This is a genomic window from Mycobacterium sp. (genome assembly GCF_004298145.1).
Lineage (GTDB): Bacteria > Actinomycetota > Actinomycetes > Mycobacteriales > Mycobacteriaceae > Mycobacterium.
The window spans coordinates 1-15,567 of the sequence record NZ_SCRH01000058.1 but is presented as its reverse complement, the minus strand read 5'-3'; the positions used below and the strand labels follow the sequence as shown (position 1 = coordinate 15,567).

Here is a 15,567-nt window from a genome sequence, read left to right as displayed (position 1 = left end):
TGCGCGACAAGCGAACCCGTCACATGCCGAGGAACCGGACGATGGTCGCGGCTTCGCGGCGACCCTGTTCGCGCCCGGCCAGGGCCGAGGGGACCCGGCAGCCCGGATCCAATGCGTTGGGCCCGAAGGCGGCCAGCGAGTCGCCGTCGGCGAAGACCGCGAACGCAGCGCCGGCGAATGATGAGACCTCGGCGGCCGGCCCGGCACCGAACGGCGACGGCGCGTCGATGCCCGAGGGCACCAGCACCACCGCACGATCACAGTCGGCGGCCACCACGAGGTTGACCGAGCTGGCGATCCCGCCGTCCATGTAGTGGCGGCCCGCGATCGTCACCGGTGGCCACGCGCCGGGCACGGCGCAGCTGGCCGCGACGGCATCGACGAGGTCGACGTTGGACTTGCGGTCGAAGACGGTCAGTTCTCCGGTGGCGACGTCGATGGCGGTGAGCCGCAACGCCCGGTCGGGCCAGTCGTGCGATGGCAGGCGCTGGGCGATCACCTGGCGGCGCACCGGCGCGGGAACGGTTTCGGTCGCCAGCGCCACGGCCCCGATCCGCTGCATCTGTTGGCGGGTCTTGTCGCGCGGCTCCTCGTACGGGGCGCCCAGGGCGGTCAGGAACAGTTCGGTGATGGCGTCGACGTCGACGCCGGAATCGATTTCGGCCGACGACTCGGCGACTTGCCGGTCGAACAGCTCATCGAGGGTGTGGCCGCTGCTCAGCTGCGCGGCGACCGCCGAGCCCGCCGACGTCCCGACCAGCACATCCGACTCGACCAGCAGCCGGGCCGCCGCCGGCGACTCGTCGGCGATGCCACGCAGAACACCTGTCTCCCAGGCGATTCCCGCTATCCCTCCACCAGCCAGCACCAGGGCGCGTTTGTTCGTCACGCTCACCAACTCTGCCAAACGGTGTCAGACCGGCCGCCGGGTGCTCGGCAGGGCGTGTTGCGAGTCCCGCACCGGCGTGCTCAGATCCTCCCGGCGCAGCAGCTGTTTGGGCGGGTCGGGCAGCACCAGGCTGCGGGTGACGCGCAGCCCGGCGTCGACGTGAATCAGCTCCCCCGGCTCGAGAAGGCGCCAGCGCGAGTCGCCGTCCATGCGCTCGGTGGCGAACACCACCGACGGCCGGGCGCACAGGTGCTCCGATCGCACGTGAATTCGTAGGGTGTGGAAGTCGAATTCGGGATCCTGGGACGCCGCACCGTCGGATCGGTCCAGGATGTAGAGCTCGTGGGTGTGCGGGTAACGCAGCGCCCACATCTCGGTGGCCGTGCTCAGCAGCACGTTGACCGCGTAGATCGGGACGTGCCCGGCAAGCCATCCCATGGCGTCGACGAGCCCTCCGGTGATGTCGCCGGCGCGGGCCCGGATCGAGCCGGTGATCAACGCGAACACGCGCTCGGAGTCGGTGTCGCCCAGTACCAGGTCGGCGGTGCCGATCTCACGCAGCCGCTCGTCGATGACGTCCAGGCCTTCGAGGACACCGTTGTGCGCGAAGATCCGGCCGTCCTGCAGAAACGGGTGGGTGTTGCGGATGTCGAGCGATCCGGTGGTCGCGTAGCGGACATGGGCGATGACGGTGGTGCCGGTCATTCGATGCGCTTCGGTCGCAAATGCGGCGTCCTGCCAGGCGGCTATGGGCTCCTTGTAGAGGTGCGGTTGTGCGCGTTCGTCGAAGATGCCCAGGCCGGTGCCGTCCGGGTTTCGCCTGCTCTGTTTTGACAGGCTGTCCGGCGCGTCCAGCAGCCAAAAGGTGGCGGTGCACGCGTGCGTCCCGGCGTGCAGGCCAAAGAGTCGGCACATGGCTTCCCACGGTAGTGGCCCGAGGGCTCAGCTCGTCAGCAAGGCCGACAGGTTGGCCAGCGCCCGCCGCGCGTAGCCCTTCCACATCCGGCCCAGCAGCAGCAGCGCCCAAGCCGTTCGCGGCGATTTCGGATGGATGTCCCAGCGCCAGGTGATCTCGGTTCCGGCCGCCGCCGGGGTGAAAATCCATTCGCCCACAACGTGATCGACCAGCAACCCCATCGGGCCGGTGATCTCGCCGAGCCGGTAGCCGAACGAGCGCGGCGGGTCGACGCCGGTCAGTTGCTCGCGCATGGTGGCGCCGCCGGCCAGGTGCACGATGCGGGTCTGACCCGCCGCGTCCCAGGCGCCCGTCTGCTGGCGCACGTCCCTGATCGGCGGGAACGGGCCGTACCAGCGGTTGAAAAGCGTGGGCAGCGGCATCGGCAGCGTCCGGCCGAACGCGTCCTGCACGGTGACCGGGGTGAGCACGGATTGATTGACGATGTGTGAATGTGTCACTGTCGCAAGCCTTTCGCCGATGCTCGGCCCTAGTCGCGCACTTCGATCACCCGGTAGCCGTCTTCGGCGTATCGGGACCGGATGGCTTTCTTGTCGTACTTGCCGACGCTGGTGCGCGGAATCTCGTCGACGAACGTCCACCGCTCGGGCAGCCACCATCGAACGACCTTGTCCGCGAGGAAAATTCGCAGCTGCTCCGCCGTGACCGGCGCGCCCTCTTTGGCCACCACCACCGCGAGCGGGCGTTCGTCCCAACGTTCGTCGGGGACGCCGACCACCGTGGCCTCGACCACATCGGGGTGGCCGATCAGGATGTTCTCCAGCTCGACCGAGGAGATCCATTCCCCACCGGATTTGATGACGTCTTTGGCCCGGTCGGTCAGGGTGACGTAGCCGCGCCCGTCGATGCGGCCCACGTCGCCGGTGCGCAGCCAGCCGGAGTCGAACTTCGACTCGTCGCGCCCCAGGTAGTAGGAGCCGGCGATCCACGGGCCGCGGACCTCGACCTCCCCCACGGCGTTGCCGTCGTTGGGCAGCACCTGGCCGTCGTCGTCGACGATCCGCAACTCCACCCCGCAGACCGGCTGGCCCTGGGTCCCGCGGAATGTCCAGTGCTGGTCCTCCGGGGTCCCCGGCGGCGGCCACGCCATGGTTGCCAGCGGCGAGGTCTCCGTCATGCCCCACAACTGCCGGATCTGCACGTCGTGCTTTTCCTCGAAGGTGCGCATCAGCGATACCGGAACGGCCGAGCCGCCGCAGACCACCAGCCGCAGCGACGACAGGTCGTGGTCGGGGTCGCCCTCGAGGTGGTGCCCGACGGCGTTCCAGATCGTCGGCACCGCGCCGGTCACGGTGGGCCGCAGGTCTTCGATCATTGCCACCAGCGACCGGGGATCGAGGTGGCGATCCGGCAGCACCAAGTCGGCGCCGGCCATCAGCGCCGCGTACGGCAGTCCCCAGGCGTTGGCGTGAAACATCGGCACGATCGGCAGCACGCTGTCGCTGGCCCCGACACCGATTCCGTTGGTGGTGCACGCGCCCATCGTGTGCAGGTAACTCGAACGGTGGCTGTAGACCACGCCTTTCGGGTTGCCGGTGGTGCCGCTCGTGTAGCACATCGCGGCCGCGGAGTTCTCGTCGATGCGCGGCCAGTCGAATTCGGTCGACTCGCCGGCGATGACGTCGGCGTAGTTCAACACGGTCTTGCCCGATTCTTGCAGCGGCGCGGTGTCGCCCTCGCCCACCGCGATCACGGTGTGCACGGTCTCGAGGCTGGGCAGCACCGGGGCGAGCACTGTGATCAGCGAGGCGTCGACCAGCACCACCTGGTCTTCGGCTTCGTTGGCGACATAGGCGATCTGTTCGGGGAACAGGCGGATGTTGAGGGTGTGCAGAACGGCGCCCATCGACGGCACCGCGAGGTAGGCGGCCAGATGCTCGGTGTTGTTCCACATGAACGTCGCCACCCGCTGGTCACCGGTCACACCGAGCCGGCGCAATCCATTCGCCAGTTGGGCAGCCTGGCAGCCCAGTTCCCGATAGCTGGTCGTGCGGTAGCCGTCCCCGGTGGTGTCGGTGACCGTGCGGTCCCCGTGGACACCGCAGCCGTGGCGCATGATCGCGGCGATGGTCAACGGATAGTCCTGCATCGTGCCGTCCATCGATGTACCGCCTTGTTCTCCGCGCGGCACTGCCTGTGCCAATCCGCGAAATGCGGCGCCCGCATTCCGGGCCGACGGTGAAAGGCCGCCGACCGCTTCCCACCCTAAGCCCGAATTCGGCGATCGTGGCGGAGATCATCCGGGCCGACGACCGACGGCGTGGATCCCGTTCGGCCGGCACGGCTTTGGAGCGCCGCGCCGTTCCGCGGCGCCGAGCGGGTTAGGCCAGCGCCGGCTCCCACTGGGGCGTGTCCAGCCAGCCCGCGGCCGGCACGTCCCCGTGATCCGCACCGCCGCGGTGCGGCGCCGGCCCCGAGGCGATCCGCGCCGCGGTGATCACGCCGGAGTAGTCGGCGACATAGAGGTGGCTGCCGTCGGGGCTTTCCAGCACGCAGGACGGGTTCTTGGACACCGTGACCTCCCCGACGACGTCCTGCGTCCGGGTGCCGAGCACCGTGACGCGGTCGTCACTGACCAGGTAGGCGCGCTCGCCGTCGCGGCTGAGGGCCATCCGGGTCAGCGGCCCGGTGATCTCGTCGATCTTGCGGGTCTTGACGATTTTGTTGGCGCGCGGGTCGATGACGTCAAGCACCGAGCCCACCACCGGACCGCAACTTGCCACATACACCGTGCTGCCGTCGTTGCTCAGCGCCGCATCGCGGACGGGCAAACCGAGCTCGATGGTGCCGACGATGCGCGAACGGCCACCGACACGGCCACCGTCGGACCGCGTGCGGGTCTCCACGACGGCGAGGCTGCCGCCGTTCGGCCCGTTGACGCCGACGTACAGGCGGCGCCCGTCGGCGCTGGCCCGGACGCAGGCGGTGGTCGTGCCGGGCGCGGTGGACAGTTCGATCACCTCGAGTTCGCCCGTCGTGGTGTCCAGGACCGTCACGTCGGCGCCGCGGACCGCATTTCGGCTGGCGTAGAGGTACTTTCCGTCGCGGCTCACCGTCAGGTCGCTCACGCTGTGCGCGAGCCGATGCGTGGCAATCCGCCAGTTCGTGGCGACGTCGACGACTTCGATGGCGTCATAGGCGGCGGTGGCGGTGCTGACGTAGGCGTAGTTCGCGTCCGCGCCGCTCGTCGCGACGGTGGACGGCTCGCTGAGGCCGGCGACGACGCTCGTGACACGAAGGGTGTGGGCGTCGATGACCGAGACCGCGTTGTGGCCGTAGTTCGTCACGAGCAGCCGGCGCCCGTCGGCGCTGATGTCCATGTCGCTGATCGGACCGCTGTGCACCGGAACGCGAACCACCGCGGTGTTGTCGACCTCGAACGTGGCCGCCTTAGGGTCGTATGCATCACTCACGCTGGTACCGCCTTTGCTGTGTTCGTCGGCCCCGGGGGCCAAAGTGACGACGTCGCACGCACGCGACGATTTGGCCTCCGGGTCCACCGGCTTTCAGCACCGAAAGGCGCCGACGAGACTGGTTTTCGGTAGTCTACTGACCAAAATTCGCCTTAAAGCAGTTCAAAACGCCCGACGTTAGCTACGTCACTCCACGCACTCAGGTTCTGCTCAGACTTCCAATCACGCTGTATCGCAGTCGCTTACCCGTAGCGAAACCATTGCAAACCGTCTTCCGGCGGGTTTTGCCTTCGCCGCTAACGATCCGCGTTTGCGCTCTACCGACGCGCCAGTAAGGAAACCTCAGGATTTGCCGCCGACGAGGCGAATATCACACCGCCGGTTTTCGCCGTCGGCGCTAGCTGAACTGCGTCTGCGGCCTCGACAATCTAGCCCCGTCGACGACGATGTCAAGTTTTTCGTTGTAGAAGGCGATCAGACCGGCGATCTGAGCGACCGCGGGCAGCGGGTAGTTGTAGGTCCACGCCAGGTCCTCGTGCACGACGTCACCCAGACGCACCGACCAATAGCCTGACGTCGTTCCCTTGTACGGGCACAGCGTCTGTGTGGTGCTGGGTTGCAGGTGCGCGAAGGCGACGTCGGTTGGATCGATGTAATATCTTGTGGGCAAGCCTGTTTCGAACAGAAATACCGGAGACGTGGTGTCCGCCAAGGTGATTCCGTCAAGCTCGACCCGGACGTGCCGGTGCGAGCGCAGGGCGTCGACGCGCGCATAGGGGTTGCGCGGGTGGCCGTAGATCGGTTCGTCTTCTTCGAACCAGCGCAACGGATTCCATTCGAACCGCACGGTACCGGCCAGTGGGCTGTCGCTGTCGGCGTCGAATACCCGCGCGGCGGACTCATGCGTCTGGCCGTCACCCACCAGGGAGTGCAGCCGCGACGGGCCGAACTGCACTGTCTGGGCGTGGTTTTCGTCGTGCAGGAATTCGGTGCGGACATCGGCCAGCGGAATGTAGTACTGCGGGTAGTAAGGGGCTTCCCACACGTATCGGGCGGCGGTGGTGTCGAAGACCAGCGCGTCGCCGAGGAAGCCGCGGACCCGCCGGGGCGCGGGTTCGATCCTGCCCCGCACGGCGGCCATCTGCGGATAGTCAGTCATCGTCGGCCTCCTGGCCCTTGGCGGCCAGCCCGGCCGGCGCGTGGGCGATCGCTTTGTGGATGGCGTCGGCCAGCGCCAGGGCGCTCTCCTCGGTCAATTCCAGGGCCACCCGCGCCGACGGGCCGAGCTGCGGGTTGATCACGTCGATGTTGACCGTGTGGCCGTAGGGCGCGTGGACGGGGTGGTCGACGTACACCGTCGCGCGGTTGGCGCCGAACCACCCGGTTGCGCCCTTGCCGCTGCCGTCGATCTCGACGTGTTCGGTGAGATAGGTGCACATGGCTGTTACCTAGCCTTTCAGGTGCGTGGCGAAGAATTCGTCGATGCCGCCGCCAGCCGTCCACCGCGGCCTCCGGCCGGTACGCCGGCCGGTCGACGGAGAAAAAGGAGTGGCCCGCGCCCTCGTAGGAGTGGAACTCGTGCGGCTTGTTGAACTTGTCGAGTTCGGCGTCCAGGGTGGCCACCCCCGCGGGTGCGGGGAACCGGTCGTCGAGCCCGAACAGGCCCAGCAGCGGACAGCTCAGGTTTGCGGCCAGGCGCAGGATCGGCTGCATGGTCTTGGGCATTCCCTCGGGCGGGTCCTCGACGATGAACGCGCCGTAGCAGTCCACCGCCGCGTCGAACGGCAGCGAGCATGCCGCCAGATACGCGTGCCGGCCGCCCGAGCAGTGCCCGATGACGCCGAACTTCCCGTTGGCGCCGGGCAGCGAGCGCAGCTGCTCGACCGCGCCCGCGACGTCGCCGACCAGTCGCTCGTCGGGCACCCCGCCGGCGGCCCGCGCCGCGGCGGCCGCGTCGTCGGGCGCGGCGCCCGGGGCCTCGCGCGAATAGAGGTTCGGCGCCACGGCGTGATAACCGCTGACGGCGAGCCGGCGGACGAACTCCTTGGTTTCGCGGTCGTAGCCGGGCATGTGGTGAATCCACACGATGCCTCCGCGTGACCCCGGCGCGAGCGGCACGGCCTGGTAGGCCTCGATCTCGTCGCCGCCGTGACCGGTGATGGTCACCGTCTCCGCGCGGATGGCGTCCGGGCTGGGCGCGTTCATCACGACTCCTTTGCGGGTTTCAGTGTCGCTTGTCGCGCACCTTGTAGGTCGACGGCCACGACTTTCGGGACTCGTCTCCGGTCAACGGGGTTCCCATCCCGCCGACCTTGACGGCGTAGGCCTCCTTACCCGGGCCGACCTCACGGTTGGCGTGTTCGGTGGCGAGGAAGTACAGCTCATCGATGGTGGCCTCGTCGTAGGCGACGAACGAGGTTTCCCGCGCCACATGGTCGATCCCGGCCAGCATCCGGTCGGCCAGCAAGCGCGACGCCACCGCGGCCAGACCCAGCAGCCCGAACGGAATGATCCAATAGCAGAGGAACGACAGCGGGGTCTTGGAGTCCAGGATCAACGCCGCGCCCGTCCCCGCGGGGCGTTGCGCGAGCGACGGGATCGCCGACGACACCGTCATGGCGGCGAACGTCGCGACCCACATCCAGCCGAGCGTGGTGACGATCCGGCGGAACAGCTCGGTTTTGACGACGTCGGGAGCGTGTTCGGCCGCGGCGAACTCGGCCACGAACGGCTTGCCGACCAGCATCCCGATCAGCGTCACCAGGAAGATCCCGGCGATGCTCAGCGTCAGGATCCACCGCTCCAGGAACGGCTGACTGAGCGTGAAGCTCAGCACGACGAGGATCAAAAGCGCTGCGACAGAAGCGAAATCAAAGAACTCCCAGCGCCTGCCAGCCACGCCCCCCAGGCCCAGGCCGGCGGCGGCGACCGCGAGTGCGACCAGCGCGGCGGCAGCGAAAGGAACGTTTCCGACAAGGATCCAATACACAATCCACGGCGCGAGACCGAACAGCATGCCCATGCTGGGTCAGTGTATGAGTGGCGCTTCGCGGCGTTGTCGGCGGCAGGCCCAAAGTATTGGTCCGCTGGTACCGATCGCCGTCTATTCCAGCGGCGCGATCGGCCGGTTGGTCCCCGGCGAGGTGGTCGGCTTTCTGGCCTACATCCAGTCCCGTGGGTGATCGCGGGTACCGCCGATCATCAGTGGTCGGGCCGGGCTGCGAAGTCCGTGAGGGCGAGAGCCACCAGCTCTGGGTTGTCGCACATCGGGAAATGATTGCCACGCGGTACCTTGACCTGCTGGGCATCGGGATAGTATGTACGCCAACGTTTCTGGAACCGCAGCGGATCATTGAACTGACCGAAGATCGTCAGCAGCGGCCGATCCGCAAGTCGCTCGCGCAGCCCCGCATCCAACTCCGGGTAGAGGTCATGGCTGTCACGGGCGCTGCGGAAGTAGCTGTGCCAGGCGCGCCGCGCCGAGGCGTCGATAGCCGCCCGAAATACCGCCGCATCTGACCGGCTCCAGTGGCGGCTCACGCCGAAACTGGTTGCCGCGAGACGAGGAAGCCAGCCGATGGCGGCGTCGAGGCGCCCCGCCGGTGCGCTGCCCATCAATGTGAGCATGCCGCGGAACGCGGCGCCGGTGGGCCGCCACGCGAAGCAGTTGACCGACGCGAGGGCGGCGAAGCTGTCCGCGCGCCGGCTGGCGGCGAGGAAGCCGGCGGGACCACCGAGGTCGTGCGCCACCAGCGTGGCATCACGCAAGTGCAGCTGGTCCACGACGGCCGTCAACGCGTCGGTGGCGTCAGCAAGCGTCGGCGCGGATTCGGTGCGGTCGCTGAGCCCGCAGCCGGGGGCGTCGACCGCAACGCAGCGGAAGTCGCCTTGCAGCCGCATGAGGACGTCACGCCAGACGAAGCTCCACGAACCGACATGAACGAATAACAACGTCGGACCCTGACCGATGTCGGTAAGCGCGACGCGACCCGCGCCGTAATCAACCGCGTAGGTCGGCCATGGCCAAGCTTGATCGGGGAGCCACGAGGGCCGATCGATGATGGGAAGCGTTCGCATCAGACTGCCTTTCGGTTAATGGGTGGCCAGCTGCAGCCGCATGAACTGCTGAATCCCGAGCAACCTGAACGCCAGTCGTTGTATGGGACCGAATGCGCCGCGGATCAGCGGCGCAGCGTGCGCGGCGTCGATGAATTCAGGTGCGACGGCCTGGTAGACCCTGCCGTTCAGCCGCACGGTGCATCTGCCGGCAGCGCGGACATTGCGGGTCCAGTCGGAGCGGTTGCCGAACGTCAGCGGGATGAGCACCGCCGCGCCTTGCACGCTAGCGCCCACCGACGTCACGTACGGCTCGCCGCTGCGACGCCCGACGTGATGAATCTGTGCGGCCATCGGGAAATGACGCCTTCCGGCCAGCATCGCGACAAGTGGGTTGAGTACTTTCGTCATTGGCCCCATCACCAGCCTGACGAACAGCGACGGCCCTATGGAGACGCCCGTTGGGTCGGTGGTGTGTCGATGTGGTTGTGTCGTATCGGTCATCACGGCCTCCAGTTCTCGTGCGTGTTGTCATGTGCCTTAACGGACGAGGCAGCGTTCCGGTGTGTGACGCTTCGGCTATCGGGCATCAAAAAGCTGCGCACGCAACGGTTTCAGAGTGGCTTCGTGCACGTGGACATGGACGGTCGTAATGGCGCGCTCGTCCGAGATCGTCAGGTTGATCACGCCGACGAGCTTTCGCTCGGCGAATGCAAGCACGGCGGGGCGCCCATCAACGGGTTGGGACACCAGCACCAGACCCGGTCGGCTCCAGAACCGCACCAAATTGCGAGCCACTCGAGCCGCGCCGACGACGACGAAGTCCTTGCGGGTGTCCAGTTCACCGGAGACATTGGGGTCGAGCACCGCTACGAGTTCGTCGATGTCGCCGTTCGCGCATGCCGCGATGAACCTTCTGGTGATCGCACGATGCCCGGCGGGCTCGATCGGGGCGCGCCCGCTGTCGCGGGCGTCGCAGACCTTGCGCCGCGCGCGGCTCGCCAGCTGCCGGCACGCGGCCGCTGGCCTGCCCACTGTGTCGGCGATCAGATCGAACGGCAACTGGAAGACCTCGTGCAAAACGAACGCAACCCGCTCCGCGGGGGACAGCTGTTCGAGCACCACCAGCAGCGCGAGTCGCACCTCATCGTCGAGGGTCACCCGGTCAGCGGGATCCGGGGCATCCGAAGCCATATCGCGCTCCTCACGCGCGGCCATGTCCGCCGCGCGTTCCCGCCGCCATGCTGCGGACTTGATGCGATCCAGACATAGCCGGCTGGTAACCACGATCAGCCAGCCCCGGGCATCGTCGACTCCACCCAACGGTGTTTGCACCAGCCGGAAGAAAGCCTCCTGCACAACGTCTTCGGCGGCCCCGATATCGCCAAGCATCCGAAACGCCAGGTCAATCAGGTACGCACGATTCGCCGTCCACGCTTGACCGATCTGATCATCCGACGCCATCGGGACCTCCTGATTCGCGTTGCACCTCTTTCAAAAAGGTAAGAACGAATCGCCGCCACGAAATGTGACATTTGGAGGCACCGTCACAATTCGCGCGGCTCCCGCGTCCTACTACTCACTACACGCCCATCAACCGAATGAGGTGACACACATGAGCCGCATCCCTGCCCACACTGTCGAGAATGCGCCGGAAGCATCGCGTGCCCTGTTGCAGCACGCCATCCAGTTCTCCCCGACCGGACGGCCGCTGAACTTGCACGCGCAGATGGCGCACTCCCCCGCCGTGCTCGTCGCGTACTCCGCGATACGCCAAGCCACCGCCGAGCACAACACGGTCGGCCCGAAGGTCAGCTCCGCGCTGATGCTTGCTACCGCGACAACGGTGGGCAACGACTATGTCGTCGGAATCACGAGCCGGCTTGCCGGCATGCTCGGTTGGGCCGACGACGAGGTCGCGGCGTTGCGATCGGGAGATACCTTCGGCGACAACGATATCGATGCGTTGACTGATCTCATCCGTGAGGCCGCCACCAACGCCGGCACCGTCACGGACACCACGTGGAAGGCCGCACAGGCCGCGGGCTGGACCGATCAGCAGTTGGCCGAGGCGTTCGCATATTTGGGCCTGACCGTCTTCACCGGGTACTTCCTGAACTACGCGCAAACCGAGATCGATGTCTGAACGAAAGACCGTGTGAAGGAGCCTGTCGATGAATAGCGCAACAGGATTTCAGCTTCCGCCGCGCGACGGCTTCGTCGTCACGCATTTCCTTGTCGTCGCCGACCAAGAGCGGTCGCGCGACTACTACCGCGACGTGTTCGGTGCCGAGGTTCTGCGCGAGCGCGACCCCGTGATTCTGAAGCTGGCCAACAGTTGGGTGATCCTCAACACCGGAGGGGGACCCACCGATGACAAGCCCACCGTCACACTCACAACACCGCCAGACCCCGGCACCGTCAGCGCCTTCCTGAACCTACGTGTCGCCGACATCGTCCTGGCACACCGCGAGTGGAGCGCGCGAGGCGCGCGATTCTTGACCGACCCGATCGACCACGGTTACGAAATTCGGGCCTACATCCGCGATCCCGACGGCCATCTGATTGAAGTCGGTGAGGCGCGCAGCTCCTAGCCGGGCCGGCGGGCGATCGCAAAGCCCCAATCATGCGGCGCCAGAACCACATTGCGGTCCACACCCAGCTGCTCCCACAGCGCGAACAAGTAGTCGCGGTGTGCTAGGTAGCTGTAGCGGTCGGGCCCGGACGGGCTCAGCTTGTCCGGGTCGCCCATCCCGATCATGTCGCAGGCGATCAGTCGGCCGAGCCCGTCCAGATGCGGAATGACGTTGCGCCACAAGTATGAAGACGTTGGGTTGCCGTGCGCGAAAACAATCGGGTGGCCTTCACCGAGCTCGCGGTACGCCATCCGGTGGCCATTGACAACGGCGATCTGTTTGTCTGGCTGCAACATGGTGGTCCTCCTTCGGCTGACAGACGCAGGTAAGCGCCGTTGCCCGCCCCCCTCGATTGGCCGGTGCGCAGGTAGTCGTACCCACATTCGCAGTGAGGAGGACGAGGCGTGCCGATCGAATGTGACACGCACGTGGTGCAGGTACCCGAACACATCATTCGCAGAACAACTGGGATCTAGGCGATGGTGCGCGAAGTCACGAGCACGCCGGTGGCCAACAGGAGGACGGACCGCGCGACTCGAGTCGGTGCCGCGCGGTCGCGCAGCCCGACCAGGTCGCCGATAACCGTGTACTCGGGCCGCCCCTGCGCACCGATGTCTCCGGGTGCTCCGGAGGCGCGCCGAAAACCGCCGGCGCCGCGTCACCTTGGAGCTTGTTGATCACTCCGCGATGTGGAACCGACCGAATCGATGAACAACACCGCGACGACGCCGCGACGGGCGGCCTCGTTCGCCGATACATTCGGCCCGATAACGCCTCTATCAGGTCTTTTCCCGTGCCCCCAGTCGGACTCGAACCGACACTGTGCGGATTTTAAGTCCGCTGCCTCTGCCAATTGGGCTATGGGGGCCCGGCGGCGAATCTAGCGCGTGAAACCGGAACACGCGGCATCGCATCCCGCCCGAAATTAGCCAGACGTCCAAGGTGCGGGCCCGGTGCGCAGCGATTAGTATCCGCGCGCCGGCGCGATTTCTCCCTTTCGGCGCCCGCGCTCAGATGACGTCCCGATGTCGCCCGACAGGGTCTTGTTAAAACTGCCGCCCTTGTCGTTAAGAAGCCGTAAACGACTGTAATCCCAGCTCATTGGATGGGGAACGTGGAGTTGTGGGTCGTTAGCGTTACGCCAACGCACAGCGGCCGTTACGTGAACACACAGCGATCCACACCGGGGCCGGTTCGTTCAACATAGGAGCAACAGATGTCGTTTCTAACAACACAGACTGAAGAAATGTTAGCGGCGGAGATGTTGCTGTCAGGAATCAACAGTAATCTGGCAGCGCAGAACGCGGGCGCTGCGTCGGCGACGACCGTCATCGCTCCCGCCGCCGCCGACCCGGTATCGGCCCAGCAGGCGGCGATCTTCTCGGTGTACGGCACCCAGTACCAGACAATCGCCGCCGAGGCGCAGACGCTGCTGGAACAGTATTCGCAAACCCTGGGCATCAGCTCCAACAGTTACGGCGACACCGAGGCCGTCAACGCGAGCCAGGCCACACTTGCGAGTGCCATATCTCCCGCCGCCGCTGCCGCTGCCACGCCGTCAAACACTCCGCTCGACTACCTTTCGTGGCTCCTGGGTAGCACCGGCAACGGCACCAACCCGAACATGCTTGGCGGGATATTCGGCTTGTCGAGTAACAGCGCGAACATCGGCAACATCGGTTTTGGGAACTGGGCGTCCGCGGGTTCCGACCTGCTCGGCCTGGCCAGTGGTGGCCTGCTGGACACGTCCGGCGACGCCGGTGCGGCTGCCGCGGCGGACCTGGCCACCTCGACCACGCCGGTCAGTGCCGGTGCGGGTGGCGTGACGGGCATGGGCGCGATGCCGGCGGCCGCGATGGGCCAAGCAACCATGGTCAACAAGCTCTCGGTGCCGCCGAGTTGGGCTGGTTCCACCCCGGTGGTGGGATCGAGCGCCGCGCCGCTGCAGACAGTCGGCTTGACCGCCGCCGCGCCGCAGGCCGGTACGGGAACGGTGGTGCCGGGCATGCCCGGAGTGGGGGCGATGGGGCGCAACAGCGCCGGCTTCGGCGCGCCGCGTTACGGCATCAAGCCGATCGTCATGCCGAAACCGACGGCCGTCTAGGCAGCCACGGTCACCCGGATAGACGTCGAATTCGAACAGACAAAGGGAGCGGAATACACAAATGGTGCTTGACTTTTCAGCGGTCCCCCCAGAGGTCACCTCTTCGCTCATGTACGCGGGCGCGGGCTCCGCTCCGTTCATGGCCGCCGCGACGGCATACGCCAACCTGGCCGCCGAGGTCAGCGCCACGGCCACCCAGTGGGAGTCGATCATCTCGTTGCTGACCACCGAACAGTGGACCGGGGGTGGGTCGGCCGCGGCGGCCGCCGCGGCCCAGCCCATCGTGTCCTATCTGACCGAGACGGCGGCGACACTCGAGCAGACGAGCGCTCAGGCCACCGCGTCGGCGGCTGCCTACGAGGCGGCGTTTGCGGCGACGGTGCCCCCACCGATGATCGCGGCCAATCGGACATTGCTGGCGACACTCGTCGCGACGAACGTCCTGGGCGTCAACTCGGCCGCGATCGCCGCGACCGAAGCCCAGTACGCCGAGATGTGGGTCCAGGACGCCACCATGATGGCCACCTATCAGGCCGCCTCGGCGGCGGCCGGCGTCCTTACCCCGGTGACGCCACTGACATCGACCACCAACCCGGCGGCCGCCGCGACCGTGGACAGCGCCGCGCTGGCCGCGGACTCAACGGGCGGTACGGCCCAGGCGTTGACAGCTCCCCTCACCAATGCGCCGGCCTTGGCCGCCCCCACCCTCCCCTTCACGACCGATGGCCTTCTGTCCTCGGTCGACAACTTCCTCGGCACGCCGTCCGTCTTCAATGCCATCAACGGCGGGGTGAACACGGGGGCCTGGTTCACCATGAACGCCATCCCGAACGCGGTGCAGTTGGGACGCACCCTTGGGACAGTGCAGGCGATTCCGTTCTCGTTGGCCGACTCGGTCGCGCCGGCGACCGGTGCGGCCGTGACGCCCGGCACCATGGTGGGCTCGGTGTCGGGCGCTTTGGGCGAGGCGTCCGCGGTCGGCGGTTTGTCGGTGCCGGCCGGCTGGAATGCGGCCGCCCCGGGCTCGTTGGCTTCGGCCACCGCCCCGCTCGGGGGCTCGGGTTGGACGGCCGCCGCCGAAGCGGAAGGGGTCACGGCGATGCCCGGCATGCCGGGAATGGCCGCCGCCGCCAAGGGCGCCGGCGGCTACGGCACCGGACCCCGGTACGGCTTCAAGCCGATCGTCATGCCCAAGCAGGTTGTCGTCTGACAAGCGGCCGCTGATGCGGGATGTAAGGGCGTACATGTCGCCCGTGTGCGGCGAGCAATTAACCGGCAGGCCGTAATCTATTCACAACGCGGCCACAACATCATCAATTACAACTGTTAAGACTTCGGCCAACTGAAAGCTATCGAGATAGGAGACAGCCGAGATGGCAACACGTTTTATGACCGACCCGCACGAGATGCGGGCGATGGCGGGCCGTTTCGAGGTGCACGCCCAGACCGTCGAGGACGAGGCCCGCAAGATGTGGGCGTCGTCGATGAACATC

Annotated in this window: 16 protein-coding genes, 1 tRNA gene and 4 pseudogenes; 6 read left to right on the top strand and 15 right to left on the bottom strand. The window is 66.9% G+C overall.

Annotated features, from left to right (window positions below; all coding sequences use genetic code 11):
• Nucleotides 1-19 precede the first annotated feature (19 nt).
• The 9 genes and pseudogenes from EPN51_RS25515 to EPN51_RS25475 all read right to left on the bottom strand — a co-directional run bounded on the left by EPN51_RS25515 (nucleotide 20) and on the right by EPN51_RS25475 (nucleotide 8,300).
• Entirely contained in the window at nucleotides 20-889 is an 870-nt protein-coding gene (locus EPN51_RS25515) for a patatin-like phospholipase family protein (RefSeq protein WP_293048437.1), read from the bottom strand.
• A 24-nt stretch (nucleotides 890-913) separates the two neighbouring features.
• Nucleotides 914-1,804: a class II glutamine amidotransferase gene (locus tag EPN51_RS25510; RefSeq protein WP_293048436.1), complete on the bottom strand. Its 891-nt coding sequence runs from the start codon at nucleotides 1,802-1,804 to the stop codon at nucleotides 914-916.
• Between the two features lie 27 nt (nucleotides 1,805-1,831).
• Nucleotides 1,832-2,305, bottom strand: coding sequence for an SRPBCC family protein (locus tag EPN51_RS25505; protein WP_293048435.1), 474 nt, complete (start codon nucleotides 2,303-2,305; stop codon nucleotides 1,832-1,834).
• 29 nt (nucleotides 2,306-2,334) lie between these two features.
• Entirely contained in the window at nucleotides 2,335-3,966 is a 1,632-nt protein-coding gene (locus tag EPN51_RS25500; protein WP_293048434.1) for a fatty acid--CoA ligase, read from the bottom strand.
• Nucleotides 3,967-4,186: 220 nt separating this feature from the next.
• Nucleotides 4,187-5,278: a YncE family protein gene (locus tag EPN51_RS25495; protein WP_293048433.1), complete on the bottom strand. Its 1,092-nt coding sequence runs from the start codon at nucleotides 5,276-5,278 to the stop codon at nucleotides 4,187-4,189.
• A 397-nt stretch (nucleotides 5,279-5,675) separates the two neighbouring features.
• Complete coding sequence (locus EPN51_RS25490; protein ID WP_293048432.1) at nucleotides 5,676-6,437, bottom strand: DUF427 domain-containing protein; 762 nt, start codon at nucleotides 6,435-6,437, stop codon at nucleotides 5,676-5,678.
• Nucleotides 6,430-6,717 (bottom strand): DUF6295 family protein, encoded by a 288-nt coding sequence (locus EPN51_RS25485; RefSeq protein ID WP_293048430.1) that lies wholly within the window; start codon nucleotides 6,715-6,717, stop codon nucleotides 6,430-6,432. Before EPN51_RS25485 ends, EPN51_RS25490 begins: the two co-directional genes overlap by 8 nt.
• Before the next feature lie 85 nt (nucleotides 6,718-6,802).
• Nucleotides 6,803-7,483 (bottom strand): annotated as a pseudogene (locus EPN51_RS25480) (dienelactone hydrolase family protein); the annotation flags it as partial.
• 19 nt (nucleotides 7,484-7,502) lie between these two features.
• Nucleotides 7,503-8,300, bottom strand: coding sequence for a hypothetical protein (locus tag EPN51_RS25475; protein ID WP_293048428.1), 798 nt, complete (start codon nucleotides 8,298-8,300; stop codon nucleotides 7,503-7,505).
• A gap of 13 nt (nucleotides 8,301-8,313) precedes the next feature.
• On the opposite strand from EPN51_RS25475, the gene EPN51_RS25470 reads away from it, so the two are divergent.
• The gene (locus tag EPN51_RS25470; RefSeq protein ID WP_293048426.1) at nucleotides 8,314-8,460 is read left to right on the top strand and encodes a hypothetical protein; all 147 of its coding nucleotides are present in this window, start codon (nucleotides 8,314-8,316) and stop codon (nucleotides 8,458-8,460) included.
• Between the two features lie 19 nt (nucleotides 8,461-8,479).
• Here the strand turns inward: EPN51_RS25470 and EPN51_RS25465 are convergent, their stop codons facing one another.
• The 3 genes from EPN51_RS25465 to sigI form a co-directional block, all read right to left on the bottom strand.
• Nucleotides 8,480-9,355 carry an alpha/beta fold hydrolase gene (locus tag EPN51_RS25465; RefSeq protein ID WP_293048424.1) on the bottom strand — a complete coding sequence of 292 codons (876 nt, stop codon included), beginning with the start codon at nucleotides 9,353-9,355 and terminating at the stop codon, nucleotides 8,480-8,482.
• 15 nt (nucleotides 9,356-9,370) lie between these two features.
• Nucleotides 9,371-9,745, bottom strand: coding sequence for a nitroreductase family deazaflavin-dependent oxidoreductase (locus EPN51_RS25460; protein WP_293048422.1), 375 nt, complete (start codon nucleotides 9,743-9,745; stop codon nucleotides 9,371-9,373).
• Between the two features lie 168 nt (nucleotides 9,746-9,913).
• Nucleotides 9,914-10,798 carry an RNA polymerase sigma factor SigI gene (gene sigI / locus EPN51_RS25455; protein ID WP_293048420.1) on the bottom strand — a complete coding sequence of 295 codons (885 nt, stop codon included), beginning with the start codon at nucleotides 10,796-10,798 and terminating at the stop codon, nucleotides 9,914-9,916.
• A gap of 151 nt (nucleotides 10,799-10,949) precedes the next feature.
• On the opposite strand from sigI, the gene EPN51_RS25450 reads away from it, so the two are divergent.
• Together EPN51_RS25450 and EPN51_RS25445 are read left to right on the top strand one after the other, a co-directional pair.
• Nucleotides 10,950-11,480, top strand: a complete 531-nt coding sequence (locus tag EPN51_RS25450; RefSeq protein ID WP_293048418.1) for a hypothetical protein — start codon at nucleotides 10,950-10,952, stop codon at nucleotides 11,478-11,480.
• A 28-nt stretch (nucleotides 11,481-11,508) separates the two neighbouring features.
• Nucleotides 11,509-11,928 (top strand): VOC family protein, encoded by a 420-nt coding sequence (locus tag EPN51_RS25445; RefSeq protein ID WP_293048416.1) that lies wholly within the window; start codon nucleotides 11,509-11,511, stop codon nucleotides 11,926-11,928.
• 14 nt (nucleotides 11,929-11,942) lie between these two features.
• On the opposite strand, the pseudogene EPN51_RS25440 reads toward EPN51_RS25445, so the two are convergent.
• The 3 genes and pseudogenes from EPN51_RS25440 to EPN51_RS25430 all read right to left on the bottom strand — a co-directional run.
• Nucleotides 11,943-12,266: pseudogene (locus tag EPN51_RS25440) on the bottom strand (alpha/beta fold hydrolase); the annotation flags it as partial.
• A 176-nt stretch (nucleotides 12,267-12,442) separates the two neighbouring features.
• A pseudogene (locus EPN51_RS25435) lies at nucleotides 12,443-12,660 on the bottom strand (hypothetical protein); the annotation flags it as partial.
• A 104-nt stretch (nucleotides 12,661-12,764) separates the two neighbouring features.
• Nucleotides 12,765-12,838: transfer RNA gene (locus EPN51_RS25430), tRNA-Leu, on the bottom strand.
• 348 nt (nucleotides 12,839-13,186) lie between these two features.
• Here EPN51_RS25430 and EPN51_RS25425 point away from each other — a divergent pair.
• The 3 genes and pseudogenes from EPN51_RS25425 to EPN51_RS25415 form a co-directional block, all read left to right on the top strand.
• Nucleotides 13,187-14,074 (top strand): PE domain-containing protein, encoded by an 888-nt coding sequence (locus EPN51_RS25425; RefSeq protein ID WP_293048414.1) that lies wholly within the window; start codon nucleotides 13,187-13,189, stop codon nucleotides 14,072-14,074.
• A 61-nt stretch (nucleotides 14,075-14,135) separates the two neighbouring features.
• Nucleotides 14,136-15,284, top strand: a complete 1,149-nt coding sequence (locus tag EPN51_RS25420) for a PPE family protein (protein ID WP_293048412.1) — start codon at nucleotides 14,136-14,138, stop codon at nucleotides 15,282-15,284.
• Between the two features lie 163 nt (nucleotides 15,285-15,447).
• Nucleotides 15,448-15,567, top strand: a pseudogene (locus EPN51_RS25415) (WXG100 family type VII secretion target); the annotation flags it as partial.

What these genes read in the sequence shown, in the direction of transcription:
- EPN51_RS25475 (WP_293048428.1), bottom strand. Translation starts at nt 8,300, where the DNA reads ATGGGCATGCTGTTCGGTCTCGCGCCGTGGATTGTGTATTGGATCCTT.
- EPN51_RS25450 (WP_293048418.1), top strand. Translation starts at nt 10,950, where the DNA reads ATGAGCCGCATCCCTGCCCACACTGTCGAGAATGCGCCGGAAGCATCG.
- EPN51_RS25500 (WP_293048434.1), bottom strand. Translation starts at nt 3,966, where the DNA reads ATGGACGGCACGATGCAGGACTATCCGTTGACCATCGCCGCGATCATG.
- EPN51_RS25460 (WP_293048422.1), bottom strand. Translation starts at nt 9,745, where the DNA reads ATGACGAAAGTACTCAACCCACTTGTCGCGATGCTGGCCGGAAGGCGT.
- EPN51_RS25445 (WP_293048416.1), top strand. Translation starts at nt 11,509, where the DNA reads ATGAATAGCGCAACAGGATTTCAGCTTCCGCCGCGCGACGGCTTCGTC.
- EPN51_RS25510 (WP_293048436.1), bottom strand. Translation starts at nt 1,804, where the DNA reads ATGTGCCGACTCTTTGGCCTGCACGCCGGGACGCACGCGTGCACCGCC.
- EPN51_RS25420 (WP_293048412.1), top strand. Translation starts at nt 14,136, where the DNA reads ATGGTGCTTGACTTTTCAGCGGTCCCCCCAGAGGTCACCTCTTCGCTC.
- EPN51_RS25465 (WP_293048424.1), bottom strand. Translation starts at nt 9,355, where the DNA reads ATGCGAACGCTTCCCATCATCGATCGGCCCTCGTGGCTCCCCGATCAA.
- EPN51_RS25425 (WP_293048414.1), top strand. Translation starts at nt 13,187, where the DNA reads ATGTCGTTTCTAACAACACAGACTGAAGAAATGTTAGCGGCGGAGATG.
- EPN51_RS25470 (WP_293048426.1), top strand. Translation starts at nt 8,314, where the DNA reads ATGAGTGGCGCTTCGCGGCGTTGTCGGCGGCAGGCCCAAAGTATTGGT.
- EPN51_RS25485 (WP_293048430.1), bottom strand. Translation starts at nt 6,717, where the DNA reads ATGTGCACCTATCTCACCGAACACGTCGAGATCGACGGCAGCGGCAAG.
- EPN51_RS25490 (WP_293048432.1), bottom strand. Translation starts at nt 6,437, where the DNA reads ATGACTGACTATCCGCAGATGGCCGCCGTGCGGGGCAGGATCGAACCC.
- sigI (WP_293048420.1), bottom strand. Translation starts at nt 10,798, where the DNA reads ATGGCGTCGGATGATCAGATCGGTCAAGCGTGGACGGCGAATCGTGCG.